Below are 11,836 nucleotides of genomic sequence, written 5' to 3'. Positions count from 1 at the left end.
CATGAAGATCATCCAAGTAACCAATTTGAAGAAAAAATATCGTAACGGCGATGGTGTAGAAGATATAACTTTTTCCGTTCATTCAGGAGAAATCGTAGCCTTATTAGGGCCAAACGGGGCAGGTAAAACAACAACCATTAGGTGTCTCGCTGGATTATACACCCCTGATGATGGGACGATCAAAATTGCGGGGCATACCCCTGGTACGGTTGAAGCGCAGCAATCCGCTTCGCTAATTCCGGATCACCCATATTTGTACCCTACCTTAACCGTAGCGGAACATTTGCAATTTCGCGCCAGAGCCTTCAAAGTTGAAAAAAAAGACCTTCAAAAAAAAGTTTATGAAGCTTTAAAAGAGGTAAATATTGAATCGTTGGCGGATCGATTAAGCGGGCAATTGTCAAGGGGACAAAAGCAAAGGGTTATTTTGGCTGGCGCCATTATACAAAACGCTTCTATATATATATTGGATGAACCAACAATCGGTTTGGATATTTCTTCCAAACAATGGCTTGCCAACTGGCTTGTCCGTAAATCAAAACATCATAGCGCCATTCTCATATCCACCCACAGCCTCGAATTTGTATTGGAAACGGCTAACAGAGTTTTATTAATTCGAGAAGGCCGTATTGTAAAAGAAATGGCCGTACCAAAAAACAACGAAGAATATCCAGCCTGGAAGCAAGAAGTCATACGCAGTTTAGGGGATTGGTCAAATGATTAATATTTGGTCATTTTTGTTCCTTCAAGCGAAAAGAGAAATCGATAGCCAAAAACACGGGATAAAATTCTTTCTGTTCATTTTTGTTTTATTTATATGGTTTTTTCTGTTTCAACTTGAATGGGGGGCTAATTCCAGAAGTTGGGACATTGCCTATACAGGATGGATTTGCTCAGGAATTTTTATTGTCATGACCATTTTTGGGCTGCTTTCCAACCGCATACCTGGGCTCATGCAAGACGTCATATGGCTTTATACCGCCCCTTATTCTTTCACTAAAATCGCTTATTCCATATTATTATGGCGATTGTCTTGGAAAGGGTTGCTCTGTCTTCTCTCAGGAATCACAGCTGATGCCGTTTATTTTTTGGCAGGAAATCCATTTGGCCGGTTAACAGCACAATCAATCCGATTACTTTGTCTCATTGTTTTATTAGAATCATGGATAATGGCTATGTCCTGTGCCAGAACTGTAAAAGGAACAAAAATTGCTTTCTCCTTTGTTGCCTTCATTCTCACCGTTATATATGGTATTGCTCTCTATGGTTCTTTTTTTCAAGCCAATGAATTGATTTGGCAGAAGTATATTAGCTACCATATCGGCTTTATCGGCTATTTATTTACAAACAGCTTTTTGCTGCAAGGGTTTCTTGCCTTTCTAATCATGATCGCCCTTTCGTTCATGATTATTCGAATAACAACGAAAAAATCGGAATGCAAAGAAAAATTGGTAAAAGAAGCTGATTTTTGGGCGGAGTTTCAAGATCATCAAACCGATTTTTTTAAAAACAGCCTGAAAGAGATGCACACATGGTGGGGGCTGAAAGGATTAAACGGTATTTTTTCTTTCCTTTGGCTCGAAATATTGCTTGCCAAGAAATACATTTTTTTTCATGCTACTCATTTGTTTGTTCTTCTCATCTTAGTTCCCGTTTTCATTGCAAAAAACATTTATTGGTTTTATATTTTGGTCGTTTTTACAATCGGAGCTTTTTTCAGCAGTTCCTACTATTCAGGATTAATTAGACATGCAAAGTCTGGAGATCTTTTTTTGCTGCCGGGAAAACTATGGAAAAAAGCATTGCTGCTGGAAGGATCGAATACCGCTTGGATCTTTCTATTTTATCTTTATTGCGTGGGTATGTGGCATTTCCATTTCAACACTGCTTTTACAGATTTCCTTTCATTTAGTTTGTACGGGCTTGGAGGATACATGCTCATGCTTTCCATCCGCTGGGCGGCATTTGTTAGAACATATAAAAAAGACCCCTCTCTCAGCCTGATTTCATACTATAAAAATTTTGCTTTCATTTGTATGGGGAGCACCCTTTGTTACATCCTTTTGTTTTTTCTTTTCAAAAACCTTCTTTTCTATTGGCTGCCTCTTTTCATGATCGTGTTAAGCACGATTTTATTCTTATCTTTCTATCAATATGAACGTTGAATCAGAAGGGATTTAATACTTTTTCTTAAGGAGATGAATTTTCATGAGTTCAAATGAAATAATCTCTCAAGCCTTAACGAAACTAAAAAGCAGCGATGAAGCAACGGTATTTCAAGGAGTGAAAGAGCTAAAAAAAACGGGAAAAGCCGCTGTCCCAATACTCATAAAAGCCTTAAAAGATGAGAAATCCCTCCGAATGATTTCATCCGTTGTGCTGGGGGAATTTGGTGCAGATGCAAAGGAAGCAGTTCCCGAACTCGCTTCGCTTTTAAAAGATGACGACGAAGATATAAGAATGTCAGCTGCTTTATCCTTAATGAGAATCGGACATCACAGTCTGAACGCCCTCGTTGAAGTTGCACGAAATACAGAAGGAAAACCGCGTTTTTGGGCATCATGGGCAATCTCCTTGATCGATCCGTCTAAAATTGAACCTCTTATGTTGAAGTGTCTAAAAGAAGAACTGGATAAGCCGTCCGGAATGGTCAGTCCTTTTGCCGCGGAGGAAGCAATTGGTAAAATTATCGCTATGCAACTAAAGGATCAATGAGGAGGAACAGCACATGGATTTAATACAAACAATGACAAAAGACTTGCCGTGGCTGAACGTTCCAAAAAACGGCCATGATTTCCCATCATCCAATCGGCTTTTGTTTTATTTTTGGTCAATTAGCTGCCCGTATTGCAGTGAATTAACGGATCAGTTATTAGAAGAAACAGTTAATCTTGAAACCTTTCATGTCATTGCCGTTCATGTACCTTATACAGTTGAAGAGAAATCGTTGGAGCTTGTGAAAACACGAGTAGAGGAAAAAAAGATTACAATTCCTGTAGTTTTAGATCAAAACTATGAAATCGCACAATCTTTTGGTATTCAAGGAATCCCTGCTTTTTGCCTAGTCAATCAACAAATGAAGAAAGAATTATTAACAATGGGAGAGGAAGGTTTTCACAAAATGATGAAAAAAATTAAACAGCTAAAGTAAAGTCTTACCGCTTTTTTCTTGACTTTTTCACTGTAAAGAATCGGTTTACCTTTTTCAAATATTTCTCTATTAAAACTTATGTTCAACATTCCGTTAACATTTTTCTTGGAGCAATAAATTGAGAGAAAAATTTTTTTGGTTCCTTTTGAAGTTCATTTATTTGCCTTTTGGAATAGTGTCTTTATTCTAAAATCTCTTTTATTGTACATGATCCGATAAAACAGCAGCTAATCTATTAAGACCATCAAAAGGAACCTTTCCATATTCTGTTTCATTTTGCGCTCCCAAGTTTAAATGAAATTTTTTGAGGCTGTTGGAAATGCTATTCCCCAACTCGATGTACTTTTTAATGATAATGCATTCCAATTGCTGGTGAACACAAATTGGAGCGCCGCTCATTCCTGATGTAACATAGGCACTATGAGTTATTGTGTTATGATCAATTTTTCTTATGGAGCCGGTACTCTGTACATATCTAGGAGAAAACAGCTTGTTTAAATTGTTCTTTTAATGCATCGTTTCCGCTTTCTCTTGGATCAAAACGCTTAATAGAAAAAGAGTTCAAGACTAGATTCCGTCCTTCCTGTAAATTTGCAAGCTTTTTCTCCGCTATTAGCTGAATTAAAATATTTCCTACAGCCGTTGCTTCAGAGGGACCGGCAAAAACCGTTTTTCCGCTTACAGCAGCGGTCATTTCGTTTATGAAATCATTTTGCGAGCCGCCTCCGACAATATATAATGAATCGATTGTTCTGCCCGATATACTTTCAATTTCATCCATTGACAAGGAATATAGTATAGCCAGATTTGTAAATACACATCTCGCAATTTCTCCTGTTGATTGCGGCACAGGCTGAAGCGTTTCCCTGCAATATTTCTGAATTTCTTCTACCATATTGTCCGGATTAAAAAATCGCTGATCGTTAAAATTGATAAATTGTATGCACGGAGGCGCCTTTCTTGCCTCATCAACCATTTGGGCAAAATTGTAATCTTTCGTTAAATGTCTTCTCACTTCTTGAATAATCCACATGCCCATAATATTTTTTAAAAAACGGTATGTCCCAAACACTCCCCACTCATTTGTATAATTGTAAAATAATGATTTTTCCGTAATGATTGGCGCATCCGATTCAATCCCAATCAAAGACCAAGTTCCGCTGCTTAAATACGCCCAATTTTTTTCAGCAGCAGGTACTCCTGCAACTGCGGAAGCAGTATCATGAGAACCAACTATAATCACTTTTGTTTCGGGAAGATCGTAATCAGGAAAATATTCGTTTCTAACATATCCGAGCATGTCCCCGGGGTAAGAAAACGGCGGAAACTGCTCACGCTCAATTGACAGCAGCTGAAGCAAATCTTGATCAAAATCTTTTTCTTTCACGTTTAAAAGCTGAGTACAAGATGCGCTTGTCACTTCCGTCACTGCACATCCAGTCAGTTTGTATCCTAAGTAATCAGGAACTGTCATAATCATTTTCGTTTTTTCAAGATTTTCTTTTTTTTCTTCATATAACTGGTATAAGGTGTTGAAGGATAAAAACTGAATGCCTGTTTTTTCATATATATCTTTTTTGGAAATATGCTTCGTAATTTTCTCAATCGTCCGTTCTGTTCTTTTATCTCTGTATGCTATGACCTCTTGCACCCTTTTTCCTTCTTGATCGACCAGCACATAATCTGTAGCCCAAGTATCGATTCCAAGTGTACACCTTTTCACTCCCAATGTTTTGGCATATGCCAATCCCTTTACAATTTCCGTCAGCAAATGATCAATATCCCAATAATACGTTCCATTTCGTTCCGTAAAACCATTGGCAAATCGGTGTATTTCTTCAATTGTCAATTTTCCATTTTTTATATCCCCTATGACAAGCCGTCCGCTTGATGCACCGATGTCAACTGCGATATGTGTCATTTTATCCCTCCTAAAATTCACACAATCTATGAAGCTGCTAAATGTTTCGCTTAAAAATTAGGATAGCGTTCCATAACTAGACATTTTCTTGCTGCTCATGCAGCAGGTCAAAATCTGAGTAAACATTTGCAAACAACTTTTCTTCCATTCTTCAAAAAATTCATTGGCAGTAACCATTAAAAAAGTTTTCCCTTTCCACAAAGCAAGAAAAATCTCTTTACGTTTCCTGCCAATAAAAATATTGATATTTTAGCCTTCACTTTTTTATTGCAAGGCAAAGAACTTACCGGATCTGCAAAAATAGCAATACTTTCTAAAATAACGAAACCCCTCTCCAATTGCAAAAATGTGAGAGGGGTAATCTCTTTAACGAAAATTAAAAGTCATAGTCTTTAGCATTATCCTTTGTGAAGTCTGTAGGCGGTCCCATAATGACCGTTTTACCATCCTCCCAAACTTCCACTTCTCCTACACCATCTATATTTTGGCCGTTTTCAGGCTTTTTGCCATCAACAAGATCTTTAGCTAAAGCGACTGTCAAATATCCTAATTTGTCAGGCTCCCAAAGGATTGCTACATCTAATGAGCCATCCTCTAAAAATGGAGCTGAATCCTTCGGAAGTGCTGTTCCGACAACAGCGATTTTGTCTTGAAGACCTTTCTCTTGAATAGCTTGAGCTGCGCCAAGAGGAGCAGGAGTTGAAAATGCCATAATCCCTTTAAGGTTCGGATATGATTTAATTAAATCCAGCGTTTTTTGGTATGCCACTTGCTGCTTTTCATCAGTCGCAATTTTATCTGTTACTAGCTTTATTCCTGGATAATTTTCTTCAAGCTCCTTCTTCGCTGCATCGATCCATGAATTTAAGTTTGCTGCCGCAAGACCACCTGTGAGAATGGCGATTTCCCCTTCTTCAGTCCCCATTTGTTCAATTAATGATTTTGCGATATGACGGCCATAAGCTTCGTCATCAATTTGGTGGACAGAAAGTTCAACTAAAGATTGATCTGCTGGTGTATCCCAGTCCATCACGATAATTCCTTTATCCTTCGCTTTTTGTAATACAGGCGATAATGCAGCTGCATCATTCGGTGCAACAGCAATTACATCCACATCTTGACTAATTAAATCTTCAATCACCTTAACCTGCTGGGCAGCATCTGCCTCTGTTGGACCTGTATAAATCACTTCGACTCCAAGATCTTTTCCCGCTTGAATTGCTCCTTTTTCAGATGCATTGAAATAAGGAATGCCAATTAGTTTAGGAACAACGGCAATTTTGATTTTTCCATCGCCCCCGCCAGCCTCATCTTTTCCATCTTTAGATGAATTTGAATTCCCCCCTGCACCCTGCTGAGAAACACATCCTGCAAGAAGACCAAATACAAGCAATAAAGCGACAAATAAACCTGCAATTTTTTTCATACTGTTCCTCCTTGTAAATTTATAGTTTATAAATCTTTTAACCAATTAAAGAAAAGTCATTATGCTGTTTCTGCAAGCTTTTTTTGCTTGTTTTCATCAGCCTTTACTTTAATAAAGTTAATAATTAACACCGCGATTAAAATAACCCCCATAATCACTGTCACAATCGGTCTCGGCACTCCCATTAGATTTAAGCCGCTGGATATCATTTGAAAAATCATAACTGCATATAACGTGCCGATCACTTTCCCATAGCCTCCTTGGATTTCAGTACCGCCAAGAACGGCTGCTGCAACGCTTTGCAATAAATAGGATGATCCAAGATCAACTTTTACTGTGTTATATCTTGATGTCATGATGATAGAAGCAATTGCTGCTAACAAAGCACTATATAAATACACCTTCATTAAAACCTTGCTGTTATTAACCCCTGAAAACAAGGATGCAACCGGATTGCTTCCAACCATATAAACTGATCTTCCCCATACTGTTTTATTCAGCAGTACGGAAGTCAAAATAGCGACAAAGAGAAAGATTATAATCGAAAGCGGAATGAGCCCCAGATAATAACCATTTCCAATCAGCGTGTACTCAGGGCTGAATCCGGATATTGAATTTCCTTTTGTAATGCTGAGAATAAGCCCTTCAAACAATACCATTGTCCCAAGGGTTACAAGAATCGGTGATACTCCGATCTTGGCTATAATAAATCCATTCATAAAACCGCAAAGAAGTCCAACTGCAATGCCTCCTAAAATCGCAATGATCATCGGATATCCATTGCTTGATAATATCGCAATTGCTACCCCTGCCAGCGCTGCCGTATACGTGATCGACAAATCGATTCCGCCTGTTACGATCACCACCATCATGGCTAAAGCAAACAAACCGAACTCAGGCAGCTGAAACATCATATTTGTCAAGTTATTGCTTGATAAAAATCCCGGAACACTTATGCTCATCAAAACAAATAGACCGATGGCAATGAGTCCGAGTATATTTTCTTTTGAAAGCGTAACCTGTTTCATCCTCTCCCCCCTTATGCTTCCACTTCAATTTTTGAAAGCTGCTTTTGCGAGCGTTTATATTGAATATGGTCATACGATACAGCGATTAAAATAATTGCCCCTGTAAAAACCTTTTGCCAGAAAGTATCAATTTTCGCTAATATTAATCCATTTTGTATAATTCCTAGCAGAAGAACACCTAATATCGTTCCAAATATTGTTCCGCGTCCTCCCATTATATTGGCTCCTCCCAGCACCACTGCAGCAATAACCATTAATTCCAAGCCAAGCATTCCGTTCGGATCTACCGCTTTTGTATAAGAAGTTTGAGCAATCGCAGCAATCCCTGCTAAAAAGCCCATATAAGAAAAAACAAATATTTGAACTTTGCTGTAGTTAATTCCGACTCGGACAGCCGATTCTTTGTTTCCGCCAATAGCCATTACTTCGCGGCCGATTAATGTGTATTTAAGAATGTACCATGTCAAAGCTGCTGTAATGATAAAAAGCCAAATAATAATGGATATTCCAAAAACAGAGAAATTCGAAAATTTTAAGAAAACAGTTGGGAAGTTGCTGCTGTTCAAGTATTGGCCGTTTGTAATATACAGAACAAGTCCGTTAATAATACTCATCATCCCTAAAGTAACGACAATCGCCGGAATTTGAATTTTTGCAACTAAAATTCCATTGATGGAGCCTAACAGCACTCCGAAAAGCGGAGCAATGACAAAAATTAACACAATGGTCAGTGGGCTATCAGGCAAAAACATCATCGTCTTGCCCAAAACGACACATACCGCGCTTGTCACTGCTGCAACAGATACATCAATCCCCCCTGTAATGATGACAAGCGTCATTCCAATAGCCAAAATGCCTAATACTGCATTTCCTTTCACAACATCCAACAAATTATCTGCTGTTAAAAATACCGGGCTAATGAAGGCCAATATGATGCATAGAAGTAAAATAATGACAGCAACGCTCATTTCTTTTGATTTTAAAAACGCTTTCATAATTGTGCCTCCTCGCGGATCTTACCCTTTTGCCCAAGCAATGCAAGGTTCATGATGCTTTCCTGTGTCGCTTCATGAATCCCGAGTTCGCCTGCAATTCGTCCATGGCGCATAACGATAATGCGATCGCTAACAGCAAGCACCTCAGGAAGTTCAGAAGAAATCACAATGATTCCCATTCCATTTGCCGCTAATCCTCTTAAAAGCTTATGGATTTCTGACTTGGCACCGATGTCAATTCCGTTAGTCGGCTCATCGATAATCAAAATTTTAGGATTTGTTGACAGCCACTTTCCTATGACTACCTTTTGTTGATTTCCACCTGACAAATCGCCGGCAGCCCTGTATGGCAGCGGCGGTCTGACATCTAATGATTGTATATAATGCTCAGCTAATTCTATTTCTTTTCTTCGATTAATCAGCAAAAATTTATTTTTTAATTTTTTCAACACAGGAAGCGAAATATTGTTAATGATTGATTGCCTTAAAATAAGCCCTTGTGTCTTCCGGCTTTCAGGAATATAAGCAATTCCTTTTTTTACTGCCTCTTCTGAAGACTTGATCACAGTCTTTTGACCGTTAATGATGATGTCCCCTTTGTAAGGACGATTAATGCCGAAAATAGCTTGCGCCAGCTCGGTGCGACCAGAGCCTACAAGCCCTGTAATTCCAAGAACCTCCCCTTCCCTCAGTTCAAATGAAATATCTTTGAAATTTCCTTCTTTCGCAAGGTTTCTTACTTCAAGCAATGTTTTGCCTGAGGCTGCCTTTTCTTTATTTTTTTCATATAAAATTTTCCGGCCAACCATTAACGTAATTAGTTTTTCTTCTGTTAATTCATTTGCATGATACGTACCGACATATTTGCCATCTCTTAGAACGGTGAATCGATCAGAAACTGTAAAAAGTTCTTTTAATTTATGGCTTACAAAAATAATTGAAATCCCTCTTTTTTTCAAAGAAAATATAACTTCGTACAGCTTCTCTACTTCACCGGCGGAAAGTGATGATGTCGGCTCATCCATGACGATTAATTTCGCATCAAACGCAAGCGCCCTCGCTATTTCGACCATCTGCTGCTGGGCTATGCTCAGTTTTTCTACCGGTGTTGAAACGTCAATCTCAAAATCAAGCTCTTTTAAAGCCTTTTTGGCCGTTTTTTCCATAAGAGCCCAATCAACTTTTTTCCAAGAATGCTTATCGCTGTCTCTTCCTATATAAATGTTTTCTGCTACCGATAAATTCGGAAATAAGCTTAAGTCCTGGTAAATAATTGATATGCCGCGCATAGTGGCATCAATTGGTCTTCGTATTTTTGCTTCCTTTCCTTCAAAGAAAAACTGGGCTCCTGGATCAGGCTGATAAACTCCAGCTAGTATTTTAATGAGTGTGGATTTACCGGCGCCGTTTTCTCCAATAAGGGCATGAACTTCCCCTTTCTTTACTTCAAGCTTCACGTCATCTAATGCTTTTACACCAGGAAATGTTTTGCTGATATTTAACATTTGAAGCAAGTATTCACTCATGCTATCACCTTATTTCTAACCAGTTGTTATTCCATTTTCTTTGCAATATTGCTTTACTTCCTCAAGTGTCGGAATGCCGTCTTGCGCACCCTTTCTAGTTACTTTGATGCCGGAAACAATAACAGCAAATTTGGCAGCTTCCTCTAATGTTTTTCCATCAGCAATTGCGCATGCAAGAGCCCCGGCAAAGGAATCTCCAGCTCCAACCGTATCAATAGCTTTTACCTTTAACGGAGGTATGAATAAAGTCTTGCCTTCATCATAAAGCAAAAGACCGCTTCCGCCCATTTTAATAATGCTCTTTTTCATTCCAAAATGAAGGTGGAAATGTTCTACTGCTTTGATTGCGCTTTCTTCTGAATCAGCTTTAATGCCTGTCAATGTATAGGTTTCCTGTAAATTCGGCGTTATAATGTCGGCATACTGGAGAGCCTCGAGTACTATGCCTTCTGCAGGAGCCGGATCTAATATAACAAACATCCCTTTTCGTTTTGCTGCTTTCATCGCCTGGATAACGGCTTCAACAGGTATTTCCATTTGAATGAGAAGCACCTTGCTGTCCTCAATCGTATTGATCCTTTCCAATATATCTTCAGCGGTTAATGAATCATTTGCGCCTTTTATAACGAGCATTGTGTTTTCAGCTGATGAATCAACTGTAATTAAGGCGCTGCCTGTAGGAACGTTCGGCACTATTTTGATTAATGTCGTGTCGACACAGTTTTGCACTAGTCTTTTTGTTAGTTCGGCGCCAAAAGCATCTTCTCCGATCGCACCAATCAAATAAACTTTTTTTCCAAGCTTTGCACAAGCTGTTGCTTGGTTGGCGCCTTTTCCTCCACTAAACAAAACCATGCTGTTCCCGAAAACTGTCTCACCATGGCTCGGATATTTGTCTGTCATCGCAACAATGTCCATATTAATGCTGCCAACTACTGTAATTGAAGACATATTAATCCCCCGTTTTTACCTTGGCTGTTCCTTCAATAAATTGACGAAGATGAATAACAGCATCATGAAGAGACCCTTTGGATTTAAACAAGCTGGATGTGCCGCAAACGAGCATTTTTGCTCCATTTTCCAAAACCTTTGGGATCGTTTCATAACCTATATTGCCGTCAACTTGAATTAAAATATTGTAGCTTTCTTTTTCAATCAATTGATGAAGTTTCTTGATTTTGTTATACATCGTCGGTATGAATTTTTGACCGGCAAAACCGGGGTTCACTGTCATCAATGTGACATAATCAATCACATCCATCACATATTCAATCGATTCAATTGGAGTGGAGGGGTTTAAGGCCACTCCCGCTTTTATGCCTTTAGATTTGATCGTTTGCAAAACGCGCTGCAAATGAATAGTTGATTCAATATGAACCGAAATCATATCTGCACCGGCATCAGCGAATAAATTTATATGCTCCTCCGGCCTCATAATCATGAGATGAATATCTAACGGCTTATCCGTTGCCGCACGGATGACGTTGACCATATCCGGCCCCATCGTAAAATTCGGAACAAACGAACCGTCCATAATGTCAATGTGAAAAAAATCGACCCCGGCCTGATCAAGTTCTTGCACATCCCTTTTTAAATTTCCCATGTCTGCACACATTAGCGACGGCCCTATCATCGTCACTGAAAATTCCCCCGTTTTCACAGATAAATTCAAGTGTTATCTTTTTATAAACATATTAATGAAATCGCTTACTTATGGATAGGGGTTAAAATTCGGATTGGTGTGACAATATTCAGTAAATTTTAAAAAAATAAAAAACGTACTGAAAAC

At 38.8% G+C, this 11,836-nt stretch carries 11 protein-coding genes; 4 read left to right on the top strand and 7 right to left on the bottom strand.

Going from position 1 to position 11,836, the window contains the following annotated elements; all coding sequences use genetic code 11:
- The first annotated feature begins 1 nt into the window (after position 1).
- From NSS70_RS01635 to NSS70_RS01620, 4 genes are read left to right on the top strand one after another with little or no spacing between them, the layout of a single operon-like run.
- On the top strand, positions 2-724 hold the full coding sequence (locus NSS70_RS01635; RefSeq protein WP_066250460.1) for an ABC transporter ATP-binding protein: 723 nt from the start codon (positions 2-4) through the stop codon (positions 722-724).
- Positions 717-2,165 (top strand): sporulation killing factor system integral membrane protein, encoded by a 1,449-nt coding sequence (gene skfF, locus NSS70_RS01630; RefSeq protein ID WP_066250457.1) that lies wholly within the window; start codon positions 717-719, stop codon positions 2,163-2,165. Before NSS70_RS01635 ends, skfF begins: the two co-directional genes overlap by 8 nt.
- Positions 2,166-2,208: 43 nt before the next feature.
- A complete protein-coding gene (locus NSS70_RS01625; protein ID WP_063386519.1) occupies positions 2,209-2,715 on the top strand; it encodes a HEAT repeat domain-containing protein in 507 nt (168 codons plus the stop codon).
- Between the two features lie 13 nt (positions 2,716-2,728).
- Positions 2,729-3,151 (top strand): TlpA disulfide reductase family protein, encoded by a 423-nt coding sequence (locus NSS70_RS01620; RefSeq protein ID WP_066250455.1) that lies wholly within the window; start codon positions 2,729-2,731, stop codon positions 3,149-3,151.
- A gap of 475 nt (positions 3,152-3,626) precedes the next feature.
- Here the strand turns inward: NSS70_RS01620 and rhaB are convergent, their stop codons facing one another.
- The 7 genes from rhaB to rpe all read right to left on the bottom strand — a co-directional run bounded on the left by rhaB (position 3,627) and on the right by rpe (position 11,680).
- Positions 3,627-5,072 (bottom strand): rhamnulokinase, encoded by a 1,446-nt coding sequence (gene rhaB / locus NSS70_RS01615; protein WP_340807395.1) that lies wholly within the window; start codon positions 5,070-5,072, stop codon positions 3,627-3,629.
- Between the two features lie 376 nt (positions 5,073-5,448).
- Positions 5,449-6,498, bottom strand: a complete 1,050-nt coding sequence (locus tag NSS70_RS01610) for an autoinducer 2 ABC transporter substrate-binding protein (protein ID WP_094244946.1) — start codon at positions 6,496-6,498, stop codon at positions 5,449-5,451.
- 59 nt (positions 6,499-6,557) lie between these two features.
- A complete protein-coding gene (locus tag NSS70_RS01605) occupies positions 6,558-7,526 on the bottom strand; it encodes an ABC transporter permease (protein ID WP_117017010.1) in 969 nt (322 codons plus the stop codon).
- Between the two features lie 11 nt (positions 7,527-7,537).
- Complete coding sequence (locus tag NSS70_RS01600) at positions 7,538-8,521, bottom strand: ABC transporter permease (protein WP_063386514.1); 984 nt, start codon at positions 8,519-8,521, stop codon at positions 7,538-7,540.
- Complete coding sequence (locus NSS70_RS01595) at positions 8,518-10,047, bottom strand: sugar ABC transporter ATP-binding protein (protein WP_144596907.1); 1,530 nt, start codon at positions 10,045-10,047, stop codon at positions 8,518-8,520. The genes NSS70_RS01600 and NSS70_RS01595 overlap by 4 nt, the downstream gene beginning before the upstream one ends.
- A gap of 15 nt (positions 10,048-10,062) precedes the next feature.
- Positions 10,063-10,998, bottom strand: coding sequence for a ribokinase (rbsK, locus tag NSS70_RS01590; RefSeq protein ID WP_340880829.1), 936 nt, complete (start codon positions 10,996-10,998; stop codon positions 10,063-10,065).
- Position 10,999: 1 nt separating this feature from the next.
- Positions 11,000-11,680, bottom strand: coding sequence for a ribulose-phosphate 3-epimerase (gene rpe / locus NSS70_RS01585; protein WP_311067313.1), 681 nt, complete (start codon positions 11,678-11,680; stop codon positions 11,000-11,002).
- Positions 11,681-11,836: the final 156 nt, after the last annotated feature.

Origin of the sequence: Aeribacillus sp. FSL K6-2848, from assembly GCF_038004325.1 — a bacterium.
Lineage (GTDB): Bacteria > Bacillota > Bacilli > Bacillales > Aeribacillaceae > Aeribacillus > Aeribacillus composti.
This window is presented reverse-complemented; position numbering and strand designations above follow the sequence as displayed.